The sequence below is a fragment of the Reyranella sp. genome (assembly GCF_965227665.1).
Classification (GTDB): domain Bacteria; phylum Pseudomonadota; class Alphaproteobacteria; order Reyranellales; family Reyranellaceae; genus Reyranella.
Map to the genome: position 1 here is coordinate 123,690 of NZ_OZ245767.1, position 15,538 is coordinate 139,227.

Genomic DNA, 15,538 nt, shown 5'->3' on the forward strand with positions numbered 1-15,538 from the left:
CTTCGGGCCTCAGGGCAGGGACAACGACCCCTTGCCCAAAGGCCGCTGCATCAGGATCGAATCGACCCAGCGGCCGAACTTGAATCCGACGGCGTCGAGCTTGCCGATCTGGCGGAAACCCTGGCTGCCATGCAAACCGATCGAGCCGGCATTGGCGCTGTCGCCGATGACGGCGAGCATCTGGCGCCAGGGGCCGCTCTCGCAGCGCTTGATCAATTCGGCCAGCAGCTCGCGGCCGATGCCGTTGCCGGCGAAGCCGTCGCGGACATAGACCGAGTCCTCGATCGTATGCCGATAGGCCGGGCGCGGGCGGTAGAGCGAGGCATAGCTGTAGCCCACGATGCGGCCGTCCAACTCGGCCACGAGATAGGGCAGCCCGAGCGCCAGCACACTTTCGCGGCGGCCGATCATCTCGGCGACAGAGGGCGCTTCTTCCTCGAAGCTCGCCAGCCCGTGCAGCACATGGTGGGCGTAGATTTCCCGCACGAAGCGCATGTCGCCTTCGCGAGCGTCGCGCACATCGACCGCCGACCTCATCATCGTTCCTCCCGATAGAACCTGCTCGCGAGACAGGCCGATGTCCGACAGCAGCCGGTCGTCCAGATTGCGCAGCGCCTCGCGCTGGCGGGACCAGGGCGAGCCGCCGATGTAGCGGCCGATCTCCAGGACGATGTCTCCAAACCCATTGCGAAGCGACATGGGCGGATCCTGCTGCGGATGGAAGCATAAGGAAAATCTTGTTATCTTATGAAAATCATAAGCAGAAATTTGGAATGCGCGGCCTCAATCTCGACCATGTCCATGCTTTTACCGAGGTCGTCCGGCTGGGCTCGTTCTCGGCCGCGGCGTCGCATCTCAACCTGACCCAGCCGGCGATCAGCCAGCAGATCGGCCAGCTCGAGAAGCGCCTGGGGGTGCGGCTGCTGGAGCGGCTGGGCCGCCGCGCCATGCCGACCGCGGCGGGCAGCGAATTGCTGGACCATGCGGCCCGGATCGACGGCGCCGTGGCGTCGCTGCTCGAAGCGCTGGCGCGGTTCGGGAGCGGCGAGGTGGGGCGGGTGCGTCTCGGTACCGGCGCGACCGCGGCGATCTTCCGCCTGCCGCCGCTGCTGCGCGACCTGCGCCGCCGGCTGCCCGAGCTGGAGATCACGATCGCCACCGGCAACACCTCGGACATCGTGAAGGGCGTGCAGGACAATGCGCTCGATATCGGCCTGGTGACCTTGCCCGCGAGCGGCCGCGGCCTCGACGTGACGCCCTTGCTCGACGACGAGTTCGTGGCGGTGACGGCGCGCGATGGCGTTGCGCTGCCGCGCCGGGTCACGCCCGCGATCCTGGCCCGCCTGCCGGTGATCATGTTCGAGCCAGGCGGTCACACGCGGGTGGTGGCCGATCAGTGGTTCTTCCAGGGCGGTGTCGCACTGAAACCCAAGATGGCGCTGGGCAGCGTCGAGGCGATCAAGCGGCTGGTCGAAGCGGGGCTGGGCTGCGCCATCTTGCCGGCGGTCGCCGTTCGCGAGGCGGCGGATCGTGCCAACCTCCTGGCGCGGCCGCTCTCACCGCGTCTCTACCGACAGCTCGCGATCGTGATCCGGCGCGACAAGGTCCTGCATCTCGGCCTTCGCGAGACGATCCGCGCGCTGAAGAGCCTGAACCGCAAGGAGCCCGGAAGCGGTCGGCGAGCGGGCCGTTGAGAAGCCGGTGTCGTGGCGCATAAACGAAACAAGCGAAATAAACGAAACAAACGAAGCCGGAGTCGCACCCCCCGCAAATGGGTGTCGTGATGCCCTGCTGCTTGCCAGTCCTTTTGAAAAACCTATTGCGGCAGGCTGCTAAAGCGCCTTGAGGGCTTCCTGGACCTCGTCGACATGCCCGGCGACCTTGACCTTCCGCCAGATCCTGCGGACCACGCCGTCCTTGTCGATCAGGAAGGTCGCGCGGTCGATGCCCATGTACTTGCGACCGTAGAGGCTCTTCTCGATCCAGGTCTCGTACTTCTCGCAGACCTTGCCGTCCTCGTCGGAGACGAGCGGGAAGTTGAGTTCGTACTTGGCCTTGAACTTGTCGTGGCGGGCGACGCTGTCCTTGGACACGCCGACCACCTGGGCCTTCAGCTTCTTGAAGGCGGCGGCGCCATCGCGAAAGCCGCAGGCCTCGGTCGTGCAGCCGGGCGTGTCGTCCTTCGGATAGAAGTAGAGGACCACCGGCTGGCCGCGCAGCGCCGACAGTTTGAGCGTGCCGCCGCCATCGGTCGCAGCGGTGAAATCCGGGGCCTTCTTGCCTTCGACGACGCTCATTTCCTGCTCCTCGCTTGCCAGCCAGCCGCCAGGGCCGGCGCCTCCACGATGCGCGCGTATATAGCACGCACCGTCTTCGATTCGGTCTCGATACGCGCGCGCAGGGCCGCCAGATCCGTCGCGCCTTCGGTGGCGGCGATCAGGCGCTGCTGGCCTTCCGGCGCCTTGGTCTCGTCGAACGCCGCCTCGTCGCCATTCAGGGTGAGGCGCAGCAGGCTCTGGACGTCCGACAGCAGCGTCCGCGTGGCGCGCAGCCGGTCGGCGTCCGCCGGGTCGATGAGGCCTGCCGCCGCCATGCGCCCCAGCATCTCGGCCGGATGCGGATCGAGGATGCCGGGGTGTTCGCAGGCGTGCCGGAGCGCCAGGTACTGCGCCACGAAGTCGATGTCGAACAGGCCGCCGGGCAGGTGCTTGAAATCCCACAGGCTCTTCGGCGGCGCATGCTGGGCGATGCGGTCGCGCATGTCGGCGACGTCGCGGACCAGCGCCTGGGCATCGCGCGGCCGGCAGAGCGTGCGCTTCACGATGTCGGTCAGGCGGGCGACCAGCGCTTCGGGCCCATGGATGACGCGCATGCGCGTCAGCGCCATGTGCTCCCAGGTCCACGACGACTGCGCATGATAGGTCTCGAAGCCGGCGAGCGAGTTGGCGAGCGGGCCGGAGCGGCCCGACGGCCGCAGGCGCATGTCGACCTCGTAGAGCGCGCCCTCGTTGGTGTGGGCGGTCAGCGCCGTCACCATCTTCTGGCTGAGCCGCGTGTAATACTGGATGGGCGAGAGCGGCCGGGGACCGTCGGAAGCCTCCATGCCGTCCGGAATGTCGTAGACGAAGATCAGGTCGAGGTCGGACGTCGCCGACATTTCACGGCTACCGAGCTTGCCCAGCCCCAGTACCGCCAGCCGCTGGCCCCGGAAGCCGCCATGGGTTTCCGCGAACCGCCGCTCGACGCGGTCGCACAGGGCGGAGATCGTGGCGGCCGCGATGTCGGCGTAGGCGAGGCCTGCCTGGGCGGGCGTGACGATGCGCTTCAGCTGCTGGACGCCGACCTGGAAGCGGCGATCGTTGGCCCAGCGGCGCGCCAGGTCGAGAATGTCCTGCTCGTGGTCGACCCGCGCCAGCGTCGCAGCCAGTTCCGCGGTCATTTCCGACGCCGGCGGCAGCGGCCCGTAGAAATCGGGCGACAGCACCGAATCCAGCAGCAGGGTGCGGCGCGCGAGGTGGGCCGCCAAGCCTGGCGCGCTGCCCATGATGGTCGCCAGCAATTCGAGCAGGGCGGGATTGGCCTTGAACAGCGAGAAGAGCTGTACCCCCGCCGGCAGGTTGCTCAGGAACAGGTCGAAGTTCAGCAAAGCCTGATCGGGCGCGGCCGTGCCGCCCAGCTCCTTCAGCAGGCCGGGCATCAATTCGGTGAGCAGTTCGCGGGCGCGGGCCGTCGCGGTCGAGCGGTAGCGCCCATGATGCCAGCGTCGCACGATGCCGGCGGCGGCCGACGCGTCGCGGAAGCCCAGGGACGTCAGCGTCTCCAGTGTGCCGGGATCGTCGTCGGTTCCCGTGAAGACCAGGTTTCCACCGGGGCCGGCGAGGCTCGGTGCCTCCTCGAAGAGTTTGGCATAGTGGCCCTCGACGAGGCGCAGGGTTCCCAGCAGGGCGGCCTGGAATGCCTGCGACGTGTCATAGCCGAGGAAGGTCGCGACGGCGGCGACACCCGCCTCGTCGGCGGGGATCGAATGGGTCTGCCGGTCGTCGATCATCTGCAGGCGATGCTCGACCCGGCGCAGGAACCCGTAGGCCTCGATCAGCTCGTCCGCCGCCTTTTCCGTGACATGACCGGCAGCCGCGAGCGCGCGCAGGGTGGGGCAGGTGGCGCGCAGCCTGAGGGTGGGGTTGCGGCCGCCGAAGATGAGCTGCTGGGTCTGGGCGAAGAATTCGATCTCGCGAATGCCGCCGCGGCCCAGCTTCACGTTGTGGCCCAGGACTTTGACCGTGCCGCCGCCGCGATGAGCGTCGATCTGCCGCTTGATCGAATGGATGTCGTGGATCGCCGCGAAATCGAGATGCTTGCGCCAGATATAGGGCGTCATGTCGCGCAGGAAAGCGGCGCCCACGGCCTCGTTGCCGGCCACCGGATGCGCCTTGATCATCGCGGCGCGTTCCCAGTTCTGGCCGACGCTCTCGTAATAGAGCTCGGCCGCCTGAACCGACATGGCGAGCGGCGTCGAGCCGGGATCGGGTCGGAGCCGCAGATCGGTGCGGAAGATGTAGCCCTCGGCCGAGGTCTCCGACATGAGCTGGACCAGCAGGCGTGCCGCCCGCACGAAGTGGCGCGACAACTGCTCGTTTCCGGCCAGGGCCGGTGCATCGCGGTCGTAGAAGAGGATCAGGTCGATGTCGCTCGAGTAGTTGAGCTCGCCAGCCCCCAGCTTGCCCATGCCCAGCACCGTGAAGGCGGCCGCCTCGGGCTTTCCGCCGAGGGAGAGCTGACCGTCGCGTTCGAGCTGGAGGAGGATGGAATCGGTGAGGGCGCAGAGGCAGCCCGATGCGAATTCGCTGAGTTGCCCGGTGATGCGGTCGAGCGGCCAGGCGCCGGCAATGTCGGCGACGGCGACGGCAAGCGCCACGCGGCGCTTCAGGCGCCGGAGCCGGGAGGCGATCTCGGCCGGTGCCGCGCCCGTGCCGGCGTCGCTTCGTGCTGCGGCGAGTTCGGCCATGAGGTCTGCGGCGGCGGCGTCCGGTCCATGACGCCATAGATCGGTCATAAAATCCGGGCTCTGTAGCGCCGTTTCCGTCAGGTAGGGACTGTTGCCGAACAGGGCGTCGAGCAGTGCGATGGCCGCGGGATCGTCGGGTCGTGGGGCGCGTTCATCCCAGCGGGCCCAGGCCACGGCCAGCCGCTCCGGGTCGTGCGGACGGGGAAGGCGGGCAGTCGAAAGCCAAGACATTCAATGTGTCGACGGGTAAATTCTCATTTGCAATGACACGCTTGCCCAAGCGTGTCGCCATCGTCAAGAAACGGAAGAGTCGAGTTTGGTCAAGCGGACCTGCCGAGTAGTTCTGCGTGTCGCGGTCGTTCTGGTGCTCTCCGTGACCGCGCTGGGGGTCGTCGCGGCCCTGCGGCTCATGGCGGGGCCCGTCGACCTCGATTTCATGAAGCCGCGCATCGCCCGGCTGATCGATGCGCCGGGGAACGACATCCATCCGGATTTCGACCGGATATATTTCGAGTGGAGCGGAATCAGCCGGCCGATCCGGCTGGCCTTCACCGGTCTGCGCTTCACGAACGCGCAGAACCAGGTGATCGCCACCGCGCCCGAGGCGGCGCTGACCTTCGAACCGCGGTCGGTCGTCCAGGGCATGCTGCTGCCGACGTCGATCACGATCATCCGGCCGGTCATCGAGGCCGATGTCGCCCGCGAAGGCGGGGCCTTCCAGCGCATATTCACGTCGCCGGAGGGCGGTGCGCAGGGCGAGGCCATTGCGATCCTGGTCGACCAGCTGCTGGCGGAACCCAATTACAAGTCGCTGATCGGCCAGCTCGACTCGGTGGTGATTGAACGGGCCAACGTCACGATCCGGGATCTGAAGACCGGGCTCAGCTGGAATGCACCGGATGCCGCCGCCGAACTCCGGCGCGACGCCGCGGGCGTCTTCATCACGGCTCATGCGCGATTCGCCGGCCACGGCGACCCCGTCGACCTCTCCCTGGCCGGCGTCTATACGCGCGACCGCAGCCGAATTTCGCTCGAGGCCAAGGTCTCGGGCTTCAAGCCCTGGATCTTCGCCGATCTTTCCTCGGACCTCGCCATCCTGCGCGGCGTCGACCTGGCGCTCTCGGGGCGGCTCCAGATCGAGGGCACGGGCAACGGCGAAGTCAAAACCGTCGCGGTCGACATCCACGGCGCCAATGGCAGCGTGACCCTGCCGGGCATCCTGCCGGTGGCGCATCAGGTGCGCTCGATGGACGCCCGGTTCAGCATCGACAATGTCGCGCACACGTCGAAGATCGATCGCGTCGACTTCGATTTCGGGGCGGCGAGGGTGGTCATCACCGGTGCCGGTCATCGCATCGCGGACACACGCCACTTCGCCGGCCGCGCCGAGGTCAGGCAGATCCCGGTCGAGAAGCTCGGCGACTACTGGCCGCTGGAGTTCGCCGACGGCGGCCGCAGGTGGGCGATTGCCAACATCACGGCCGGGACCGTCGACGTCGCCGCCGAATTCTCTGCCACGGCGCCGGTCGACCACATCGCCGACATCAAGGTGGATGGCATGGTGGCCTTCCTCGACTATGGCGGCCTGACGGTGCGTTACATGCCGCACATGCCCGAGATGCAGGACGTTTCCGGGAAGGCGCGCTACGAGAACGGCAGCCTGCATTTCGATATTGCGCGCGGCAGCGCCGTCAACCTGAAGGTCGCCGACGGCACGATAGACCTGACCGGCCTCGACAAGCCCACGGGCCAGATGGCGGCGATCCGTTTGCCCATCGCCGGTTCGGCGCAGGACGTCATGCGCTTCCTGGCGCGGCGTCAGCTCGGCCTCCCCAAGGAGACGCTCTACGACCACCGCCGGCTGGGCGGGCAGGTGGCGGTCGACGTGTCGCTGAGTTTCCCGCTCATCGACGCCTTGACCGTCGAGGAGATCGAGGTGGCGGCCGACGCCCAGCTCACGTCGTTCTCGCTGAAGAACGTATTGGGCAACGTCGATCTCACGGACGCGGCGGCACGGTTGAAGTACGGGAATTCCGAGCTGAGCGTGGTCGGGCAAGGCAAGCTCGATGGCAGCACCGTCGACGTCACCTGGCGCGAGATGTTCGCGGCCAAAGCTCCGTTCCGCCGGCGCTATGACGTGAAGGGCACGGTGCCCGCGGGACTGGTCGAGAAGGCCGGTTTCCCCTCGGTCGAGCCCTTCGTCACGGGGCCGATCGGCACGACCCTGCACTATCAGGTCGCGACCAACGGCACCGGCGAGGTCGGCGGCCGCTTCGACATGAAGGCCGCGAAACTGGCGGTGACGCCGCTGGCCTGGAGCAAGGAGGCCGGCACGGACGCGCTTGCCACCATGACGCTGAAGCTCGCCGCCGGCGGCAAGGTCACGACGGCAGACTTCGATGCCCGCGGCGGTGGCCTGCAGATCAAGGGGCAGGTGCGCTTCGGGACGGATGGTAGCGTGCAGCAGATCAGCGTGCCGCAGGTCAAGCTCGGCCAGACCGACGTGGCCGTCGACTGGCGGCGTAGTCCGGACGGTGTCGACATCGCGGTGAAGGGCCAGTCGCTCGAGCTGCAGCGCGTTCGCGACATGCTGAACGCGAGGAACGAGGTCGCAGCGCACGAGCCGAAGGGGGCGGCCTCGACCTCGCGGCAGAGCACGAGGGCGACGATCCAGCTGCAGAACGTGATCGTGAAGCGGGGATCCCTCGGCTACCTGAACGGCCGCCTCGAGATGAGGGGAGAGCGACTCGCCTCCGCGGATCTCACGATGGGCGGCGGCAAGGGCTCGACCTTCCGGGTGACGCCTGGCGCGCAGGGGCGCACGCTGTTCTTCTATGTCGCCGATTTCGGTCAGTTGCTGACCGAAGCCGGCTGGATCGACGGCCTGGTCAATGGCTACCTGCACATCGAAGGGAAGTTCAACGATACCTGGGCCAACCCGCCGCTCGAGGGTACGCTGAAGATGGGACCGTTCCGCCTCCAGCGCGTGAACGCCCGCCGCGACATCGGCACGCTCAACTCCGCGATCGACGGACTGAACAGCGCCGGCAACGCGCTGCAGCAGTTCGACAGCCTGAGCGCCAACCTGACGAAGAGCGGCGACAGTATCCAGGTACGCAACGGGCGCACCAGCGGTCAGTCGATCGGGCTGACCACCCAGGGCATCATCGACCTGGGCAACGATACGGCACGGCTCAACGGCATCGTCGTGCCGGCCTTCGCGCTGAACAATCTCCTGTCGAACGTGCCGCTGCTCGGGCCGCTGCTGACCGGCGGGAAGGACGGCGGCATGTTCGCCGTCTCCTATCAGCTCTACGGTCCGTTCGACGACCTCAAGACCGACGTGAACATGATGTCGGCGATGGCGCCGGGTGCGCTGCGCGATCTGCTCAATGCGCCCGCCAACGCCGGCGGGGCACCCAGCCCGCCCGTCGGGTCACCGGATGCGCAGCGCGCGCCCTGACCGGGGCTAAGCGGCGCGCACCAGGACGTGGCGCTTGCGGCCGGCCGACAGCTTCAACGTACCGTCGGAGCCGAGATCGGCATCGGTCACCGTCACCGTGTCGTTGGCGATCGGCTTGTCGTTCAGCCGGCCGCCGCCGCCCTTGATCAGCTTGCGGGCCTCGTTCTTGCTGTCGGCAAGGCCCGCCTCGTGCATCAGCTCGAATGCGGCGATTCCGGCCTTCAGCCTGGCGAGCGGCAGTGCGACGGTCGGGAGCGTGTCGGCCTTGCTGCCTTCCTCGAAGGTGCGACGCGCCGTTTCGGCGGCGCTCTCGGCGGCCTCCCGGCCATGGGCGAGCGTCGTGACCTCCGTGGCCAGGATCTTCTTGGCCTCGTTGATCTCCTGGCCCTGCAGCGCTTCGAGGCGCGCCACTTCCGACAGCGGCAGGTCGGTGAACAGCTTCAGGAAGCGCCCGACATCGGCGTCCTCGGTGTTGCGCCAGTACTGCCAGAAATCGTAGGGCGAGAGCCGCTCGGGATTGAGCCACACGGCGCCGGCCGCGGTCTTGCCCATCTTGGCGCCCGATGCGGTCGCCAGCAGCGGCGAGGTGAGGGCGAAGAGTTCGGCGCCCTGCATGCGACGGCCAAGGTCGGCGCCCATGACGATGTTGCCCCACTGGTCGGAGCCGCCCATCTGGACGATGCAGTCGTGGCGCTTGTTCAGTTCCACGAAATCGTAGGACTGCAGGATCATGTAGTTGAATTCGAGGAACGAGAGCGGCTGGTCGCGTTCGAGCCGCAGCTTCACCGAATCCATCGTGAGCATGCGGTTGACCGAGAAGTGCCTGCCGACGTCGCGCAGCAGCGGAATGTAAAGCAGGCCGTCGAGCCAGTCGGCATTGTTGGCCATCACCGCGTCGGTCGTGCCCTCGCCGAAGGTGAGATAGTTGGCGAAGCTCTTCTTGATGCTCGCCATGTTGGCGTCGATCTGCGCCGTGGTGAGCAGCTGGCGCGTCTCGTCGCGGCCCGACGGGTCGCCGACCTTGGTCGTGCCGCCGCCCATCAGGGCGATCGGCTTGTGGCCGCACTTCTGCCACCAGCGCAGCAGCATGATCTGCAGCAGATGGCCGACATGCAGCGAATCGGCGGTGCAGTCGAAGCCGATATAGGCGGTGCGGACGCCGCTCGACAGCAGCTCGTCGAGGCGTGCGGTATCGCTGCACTGATGCACCATGCCGCGCTCGTGCACGATGCGCATGAAGTCCGACTTGAAGTCCGCCATCTCGCCGTCCGGCCGTTTGTTCCTGAAGGGCGGCGGGTGTAACACATTCCCGCCATGCCATCATCTCCCCTGCGGGCGCTCGGCCTGATGAGCGGCACCTCGCTCGACGGCGTCGACGTGGCGCTCATCGAAACCGACGGCAAGCGGATCGCAGCCTTCGGCCCCAGCCTGACCGTCCCCTATGACGACGCGGTGCGGCGCACCGTCCGTGCGGCCTTCGGCGCGGAGCAGCCGTCGGAAGCGACGCGCGCTGCCGAGCGGGCCGTCACCGCAGCACACGTGGAGGCGGTGCGCCGTTGGTCGAGCGAAACCGGGGTTGCGCTGCCGACCATCGATCTCGTGGGGTTCCACGGCCAGACGATCACGCACCGGCCCGAGCATCGCTTCACCTGGCAGATCGGCGACGGCGCCGCGCTGGCGCGGGAGCTGGGCGTGCGGGTCGTGAACGATCTGCGGACCGCCGACGTGGCGGCGGGCGGGCAGGGAGCACCGCTGGTCCCGGTCTATCACGCCGCCCTGGCGGCGGACCTGCCGCGGCCGCTCGCCGTGGTGAACGTCGGCGGCGTGGGCAATGTGACCTGGATCGGCCCCGACGGCTCGCTCCTCGCTTTCGACACCGGGCCGGGCAACGGGCCGATCGACGACTGGTGCGCGCGTCGCGCCGGTCAGCGCTACGACAAGGACGGGGCGCTGGCGGCGGCGGGCAAGGTCGACCGCGGCCGGTTGCAGCGCTTCGCCGAGCACCGTTTCTTCGCGAAGGTGCCGCCCAAGTCGCTCGATCGCGGCGACTTCAACGATGCCTGGGCCGATGGCCTCAGCGTCGCCGACGGCGCCGCCACGCTGACCTGGGGCACGGCACGGGCGATCGCGCTTGCAGCGCGGCATTTTCCGGCGCGGGTGTCGCGCTGGGTGATCTGTGGCGGGGGCGCCCGCAATCCGACGCTGCTGCGTGCCATCGCCGAAGAGACGGCAGCCAGGGTGCTGACGGCTGCGGATCTCGGCTGGGATGGCGACGCCCTGGAAGCGCAGGCCTTCGCCTTCCTCGCGGTGCGGTCGCTGCGGGGCCTGCCGTTGACCTTTCCCGGCACCACCGGTGCCCCCCGTCCGATGACCGGCGGGCGCCTCAACGAGCCCTAGCCGGGAAGCCCCGGTCAGGGCTCCTTGTTGCTGGTCGCGCGGCCCGGCGGATTGAGAAGGCTCTGGGCGACGTACTTGTCGACTTCGACCGCAAGCCTGTCGAGCGCGTCGTGGAAGAAGTGGTTGGCGCCCTTGATGGTCCGCGATTCGACGGTGATGCCCTTCTGGAGTGACAGGCGCGCCACCAGCTTCTGGATGTCGGCCTGCGGCACGACCTCGTCCTTTTCCGCGCCGACGATCAGGCCGGACGACGGGCAGGGGGCGAGGAAGGCGAAGTCGTAGGAATTGGCCGGCGGCGCGACCGAGATGAAGCAATCGATCTCGGGGCGGCGCATCAGCAGCTGCATGCCGATCCAGGCGCCGAACGAGTAGCCGGCGATCCAGCACGACTTGGCGTTGGGATTCATGCCCTGCAGCCAGTCGAGCGCCGCCGCCGCGTCGGAGAGCTCGCCCATGCCGTTGTCGAACCGGCCCTGGCTGCGGCCGACGCCGCGCGTGTTGAAGCGCAGCACCGAGAAGCCGCGATTGACGAACACGTGGAAGAGAGAAAACACCACCTTGTGATTCATCGTCCCGCCATACTGCGGGTGCGGATGCAGGATCAGCGCGATCGGCGCGCGTTCTTCCTTGCTCTGGTGATAACGACCCTCGAGACGACCCTCGGGGCCGGTAAACATCACGTCAGGCATCGAAACTCCGGTTCTTCACCTTATTCGACCCTCCGGTCGTAACCGATTCGGCGGCTGATTCGGGGGGATTCTTGATACTTGACCAACCTACTGGGATTACTTAAATCCGAGCTACGCAGTTGGTCTTGCCCAGAGCCCCAGTCTGGGGCGCTGGCATATCTTAGTAACGCTTTGGTTTTCAAGAACTTTAGGCGTTTCCATAGCGAAGGACGGCCGATTTCGGCCGTGAGGAGGATGCTGTGAAGCTCAGCACCAAGGGACGTTACGCCGTCATGGCGATGGTCGATCTGGCGCGCCATGCACAGGTTAAGCCGGTTTCCCTGTCCGATATTGCAACCCGGCAGGAAATCTCCCTGTCGTATCTCGAGCAGCTTTTCGCCCGCCTGCGGCGTGCCGGTCTGGTCAAGAGCGTGCGGGGCCCCGGCGGCGGTTACCGTCTCGCGAGAGGCTCGGCGGAGACCAGGGTGTCGGAGATCATCCTGGCAGTCGACGAGCCGATCAGCGCCACGCGCTGCACCGAGATGGGCGCCACCGGCTGCCGTGCCGACCGCAGCAAGTGCCTGACCCACGATCTCTGGGAGGAGCTCGGCAACCAGATTCATCTGTTCCTGAGTTCGGTCACCCTGCTCGACGTGCTGGAGCGCAAGCTCGCGCCGCGCCTGATCGAGGCACCTCCGGTCGCAGCCTCCGACGCGATGGCAGCGGCCAGCTAGGCCGGCCCCGCGCTCGCGTCGATCCCATGCGCCCCCTCGCTTACCTGGACCACAACGCCACCAGCCCTCTGCGGCCGGCGGCTTGGGACGCCATGGCGGAAGCCATGCGGGCGGGCGGCAATCCCTCGTCGGTGCACGCATCGGGGCGGAGGGCGCGGGCGATCGTCGACAAGGCGCGTCGTGAGGTCGCCTCCCTGGCCGGCGCCGAGCCTTCCGAGATCGTCTTCACCTCGGGCGGCACGGAAGCCAACAATCTCGCCCTCTCGGGCGCCGGGCGCCGTCGGGTGCTCATTTCCGCCGTGGAGCATGACAGCGTGCGTCGGCCTGTGCCGCAGGCCGAAGTCCTTCCCGTCGACGGCGAGGGCGTTCTCGATCTGGCGGCCCTCGAACGCGCTCTCGCGGCGTCGGCCGAGCCGGTCCTGCTATCGGTGATGCTTGCAAACAACGAGACAGGCGTGCTGCAGCCGATTGCCGAGGTGGTGCGCCTCGCGCGGCGCGCGGGCGCCCTGGTGCATTGCGATGCCGTACAGGCCGCAGGCAAGGTACCCGTCGATCTGCGTGATCTTGGCGTCGACTATCTGAGCCTTTCCGCTCACAAGATCGGCGGGCCGACGGGGGGCGGGGCCCTCCTGGTGCGCAAGGGCGCGCCGCTGTCGCCGGCGCTTCGCGGAGGTGGCCAGGAATCCAATCGCCGCGCCGGCACCGAAAACGTGGCTGGCATTGCGGGTTTTGGAGCCGCTGCGGTTCTGGCCGCGCCGGGGCTGGGATTGGGCGCGTTGCGCGACAAGCTGGAACTTTCCCTCGTCCAGATCGCGCCGGCCGCCCGGGTTTTCGGGGCGGGCGCACCGCGGCTTTGCAACACGAGTTGTGTGTCCATGCCTGGGATTGCCGCCGAAACACAAATCATGGCGCTCGATCTTGCCGGTGTCTGCGTCAGTGCTGGCGCGGCCTGTTCCTCGGGCAAGGTTCAGCGTTCGCCTGTACTCGAGGCGATGGGCGTGCCGGCCGCGGAAGCAGCCTGCGCGATCCGGATCAGTCTGGGCTGGAACACCGAATCCGCCGACATCGAACGCTTGATCACAGCATGGCAGGACCTATATATCCGAGTGCAACAGTCGGATATTTTCCACACAGGTTCCAGGGCCAGGGCGGCGTAGGAGTAACGAGGGGTTAGCATGACAGCCATTACCCAAATCCGGCGCAACGACCAGCCGATCTACCTCGACTATCAGGCCACCACGCCGATGGATCCGAGGGTGCTCGAGGCGATGATGCCGTACTTCACCCATAAGTTCGGCAATTCCGGCTCGCGCAGCCACGCCTATGGCTGGGAAGCCGAGGAGGGCACCGAGAAGGCGCGCGCGCAGGTCGCGAAGCTGATCGGCGCCGACGAGAAGGAAGTGATCTTCACGTCCGGCGCGACCGAGTCGAACAACCTCGCGATTCGCGGCGTGGCCGAGTTCTACAAGGACCGCAAGAACCACATCATCACCACGGTGACCGAGCACAAGTGCGTGCTCGATACCTGCCGCCATCTCGAGCAGCAGGGCTTCGAGGTCACCTACCTGCCGGTCCGGCAGGACGGTCTGCTGGATCTCGACGTGCTGCGCGCGGCGATTACCGAGAAGACGGTGCTCGTCTCGGTCATGGCCGTGAACAACGAGATCGGCGTGATCCAGCCATTGGCCGAGATCGGCAAGATCTGCCGTGAGAAGAAGGTGTTCTTCCATACCGATGCGGCTCAGGCCGCCGGCAAGATCCCGCTCGACGTCGAGGCGCTCAACATCGACCTGATGAGCATCTCCGGCCACAAGATCTACGGGCCCAAGGGCATCGGGGCGCTCTACGTGCGGCGCAAGCCGCGCGTGCGCCTGGTGCCGATGATCGTCGGGGGCGGGCAGGAGCGCGGTTTCCGGTCCGGAACGCTGCCGACGCCGCTGTGCGTCGGTCTGGGCGAGGCGGCCGAGATCTGCATGAAGGAGATGGATGTCGAGGCGAAGCGGCTGAAGAAACTGCAGGAGCGCATGCTGAACGGGCTGCGTGCCAAGCTCACGGACATCGTCGTCAACGGCGACCTGGAGCATCGCATCCCGGGCAACCTCAACATCAGCTTCGCGTATGTCGAAGGTGAATCGCTGATGATGGGCATCAAGAACCTGGCGGTTTCGTCCGGTTCGGCCTGCACCTCCGCCTCGCTGGAGCCCAGCTACGTGCTGCGGGCGCTCGGCGTCGAGGAGGAGATGGCCCACACGTCTTTGCGTATCGGTCTTGGCCGTTTCACGACGGAGCACGAGGTCGACACCGCGGTCGACGAGCTGGTGCGCCACGTCAACAAGCTGCGCGAGATGAGCCCGCTCTGGGAGATGGCCCAGGAGGGCATCGATATTAAGTCCATTGAATGGGCTGCCCACTGAGGTTTCGTCTCCTGGGGCGCCGCAACGGAATTTGAGGAGAATGACATGGCTTACAGCGAGAAGCTGATCGATCACTACGAGAACCCGCGCAACATCGGCTCGTTCGACAAGACGGCCGAAGATGTCGGCACCGGCCTGGTCGGCGCCCCGGCCTGCGGCGACGTGATGAAGCTGCAGATCAAGGTCGGCCCGGACGGGCTGATCGAGGACGCGAAGTTCAAGACCTTCGGCTGTGGCTCGGCGATCGCCTCGAGCTCGCTCGTCACCGAGTGGGTGAAGGGCAAGACGATCGACGAGGCCGAGACGATCAAGAACACCGACATCGCGCGCCATCTCGCGCTGCCGCCGGTGAAGATCCATTGCTCGGTCCTCGCCGAGGACGCGATCAAGGCGGCGATCGCCGACTATCGCGCCAAGGCGACCAAGAAGGCCGAGTAGCTCATTTCGGAGCCCAGCGTATGACCACGACCAGCGAAACCACCAAGCCGGCGGCGCCTGCCGCGCCACGGGTACGCCGTCCGCGCCCGCAGCTGATGACGGTGACGCCGCTCGCGGGCGAGCGCATCAAGGGCATGATCGAGGGCCGGGGCAAGCCGACGGCGGGCATTCGCATCGGCGTTAGGACCAAGGGCTGCTCGGGTCTCAGCTACACGCTGGAGTTCGCCGACAAGCAGGAGCCGATGGACGAAGTCATCGAGGCCCATGGCGTCAAGCTGCTGGTCGACCCGAAGGCGTCGCTGTTCCTGATCGGCACCGAGATGGACTACGAGGAAGAGAAGCTGAAGTCGGGCTTCGTGTTCCGGAACCCCAACGAGAAGGGCCGCTGCGGCTGCGGCGAATCCTTCCACGTCTGAAGA

General features: G+C 67.1%; 13 protein-coding genes. 8 read left to right on the forward strand and 5 right to left on the reverse strand.

Features of this window, described 5'->3' with window-relative positions; all coding sequences use genetic code 11:
• Positions 1-9: 9 nt before the first annotated feature.
• Positions 10-699, reverse strand: a complete 690-nt coding sequence (locus ACO07I_RS00625; protein ID WP_422013302.1) for a GNAT family N-acetyltransferase — start codon at positions 697-699, stop codon at positions 10-12.
• Positions 700-773: 74 nt separating this feature from the next.
• Between ACO07I_RS00625 and ACO07I_RS00630 the strand changes: the two genes are divergently transcribed.
• Positions 774-1,694 (forward strand): LysR family transcriptional regulator, encoded by a 921-nt coding sequence (locus tag ACO07I_RS00630; protein WP_422013304.1) that lies wholly within the window; start codon positions 774-776, stop codon positions 1,692-1,694.
• Between the two features lie 138 nt (positions 1,695-1,832).
• Here ACO07I_RS00630 and bcp read toward each other — a convergent pair whose 3' ends face one another.
• Positions 1,833-2,297, reverse strand: a complete 465-nt coding sequence (bcp, locus tag ACO07I_RS00635; protein WP_422013306.1) for a thioredoxin-dependent thiol peroxidase — start codon at positions 2,295-2,297, stop codon at positions 1,833-1,835.
• Positions 2,294-5,236: a bifunctional [glutamine synthetase] adenylyltransferase/[glutamine synthetase]-adenylyl-L-tyrosine phosphorylase gene (locus ACO07I_RS00640; RefSeq protein ID WP_422013308.1), complete on the reverse strand. Its 2,943-nt coding sequence runs from the start codon at positions 5,234-5,236 to the stop codon at positions 2,294-2,296. Before ACO07I_RS00640 ends, bcp begins: the two co-directional genes overlap by 4 nt.
• Positions 5,237-5,321: 85 nt before the next feature.
• Between ACO07I_RS00640 and ACO07I_RS00645 the strand changes: the two genes are divergently transcribed.
• Entirely contained in the window at positions 5,322-8,468 is a 3,147-nt protein-coding gene (locus ACO07I_RS00645; RefSeq protein ID WP_422013309.1) for a DUF3971 domain-containing protein, read from the forward strand.
• Positions 8,469-8,474: 6 nt separating this feature from the next.
• Here the strand turns inward: ACO07I_RS00645 and tyrS are convergent, their stop codons facing one another.
• The gene (tyrS, locus tag ACO07I_RS00650) at positions 8,475-9,728 is read right to left on the reverse strand and encodes a tyrosine--tRNA ligase (RefSeq protein WP_422013310.1); all 1,254 of its coding nucleotides are present in this window, start codon (positions 9,726-9,728) and stop codon (positions 8,475-8,477) included.
• Positions 9,729-9,782: 54 nt separating this feature from the next.
• Between tyrS and ACO07I_RS00655 the strand changes: the two genes are divergently transcribed.
• On the forward strand, positions 9,783-10,865 hold the full coding sequence (locus ACO07I_RS00655) for an anhydro-N-acetylmuramic acid kinase (RefSeq protein ID WP_422013312.1): 1,083 nt from the start codon (positions 9,783-9,785) through the stop codon (positions 10,863-10,865).
• Positions 10,866-10,879: 14 nt separating this feature from the next.
• Here the strand turns inward: ACO07I_RS00655 and ACO07I_RS00660 are convergent, their stop codons facing one another.
• A complete protein-coding gene (locus tag ACO07I_RS00660) occupies positions 10,880-11,554 on the reverse strand; it encodes an alpha/beta hydrolase (RefSeq protein ID WP_298304799.1) in 675 nt (224 codons plus the stop codon).
• A gap of 239 nt (positions 11,555-11,793) precedes the next feature.
• Between ACO07I_RS00660 and ACO07I_RS00665 the strand changes: the two genes are divergently transcribed.
• From ACO07I_RS00665 to ACO07I_RS00685, 5 genes are read left to right on the forward strand one after another with little or no spacing between them, the layout of a single operon-like run.
• Positions 11,794-12,267 carry an Rrf2 family transcriptional regulator gene (locus ACO07I_RS00665; protein WP_422013314.1) on the forward strand — a complete coding sequence of 158 codons (474 nt, stop codon included), beginning with the start codon at positions 11,794-11,796 and terminating at the stop codon, positions 12,265-12,267.
• Positions 12,268-12,293: 26 nt separating this feature from the next.
• The gene (locus tag ACO07I_RS00670) at positions 12,294-13,424 is read left to right on the forward strand and encodes a cysteine desulfurase family protein (protein ID WP_422013316.1); all 1,131 of its coding nucleotides are present in this window, start codon (positions 12,294-12,296) and stop codon (positions 13,422-13,424) included.
• 18 nt (positions 13,425-13,442) lie between these two features.
• Positions 13,443-14,681, forward strand: coding sequence for an IscS subfamily cysteine desulfurase (locus ACO07I_RS00675; RefSeq protein WP_422013318.1), 1,239 nt, complete (start codon positions 13,443-13,445; stop codon positions 14,679-14,681).
• A gap of 45 nt (positions 14,682-14,726) precedes the next feature.
• Positions 14,727-15,119, forward strand: a complete 393-nt coding sequence (gene iscU / locus ACO07I_RS00680; RefSeq protein ID WP_298304809.1) for a Fe-S cluster assembly scaffold IscU — start codon at positions 14,727-14,729, stop codon at positions 15,117-15,119.
• Between the two features lie 20 nt (positions 15,120-15,139).
• On the forward strand, positions 15,140-15,535 hold the full coding sequence (locus tag ACO07I_RS00685; protein WP_422013320.1) for a HesB/IscA family protein: 396 nt from the start codon (positions 15,140-15,142) through the stop codon (positions 15,533-15,535).
• Positions 15,536-15,538 lie beyond the last annotated feature (3 nt).

Bases quoted from the DNA above. Each gene is read 5' to 3' on its own strand.
- ACO07I_RS00625 (WP_422013302.1), bottom strand. From the start codon at position 699: ATGTCGCTTCGCAATGGGTTTGGAGACATCGTCCTGGAGATCGGCCGC.
- ACO07I_RS00630 (WP_422013304.1), top strand. From the start codon at position 774: ATGCGCGGCCTCAATCTCGACCATGTCCATGCTTTTACCGAGGTCGTC.
- bcp (WP_422013306.1), bottom strand. From the start codon at position 2,297: ATGAGCGTCGTCGAAGGCAAGAAGGCCCCGGATTTCACCGCTGCGACC.
- ACO07I_RS00640 (WP_422013308.1), bottom strand. From the start codon at position 5,236: ATGTCTTGGCTTTCGACTGCCCGCCTTCCCCGTCCGCACGACCCGGAG.
- tyrS (WP_422013310.1), bottom strand. From the start codon at position 9,728: ATGGCGGACTTCAAGTCGGACTTCATGCGCATCGTGCACGAGCGCGGC.
- ACO07I_RS00655 (WP_422013312.1), top strand. From the start codon at position 9,783: ATGCCATCATCTCCCCTGCGGGCGCTCGGCCTGATGAGCGGCACCTCG.
- ACO07I_RS00660 (WP_298304799.1), bottom strand. From the start codon at position 11,554: ATGCCTGACGTGATGTTTACCGGCCCCGAGGGTCGTCTCGAGGGTCGT.
- ACO07I_RS00670 (WP_422013316.1), top strand. From the start codon at position 12,294: ATGCGCCCCCTCGCTTACCTGGACCACAACGCCACCAGCCCTCTGCGG.
- ACO07I_RS00675 (WP_422013318.1), top strand. From the start codon at position 13,443: ATGACAGCCATTACCCAAATCCGGCGCAACGACCAGCCGATCTACCTC.
- iscU (WP_298304809.1), top strand. From the start codon at position 14,727: ATGGCTTACAGCGAGAAGCTGATCGATCACTACGAGAACCCGCGCAAC.
- ACO07I_RS00685 (WP_422013320.1), top strand. From the start codon at position 15,140: ATGACCACGACCAGCGAAACCACCAAGCCGGCGGCGCCTGCCGCGCCA.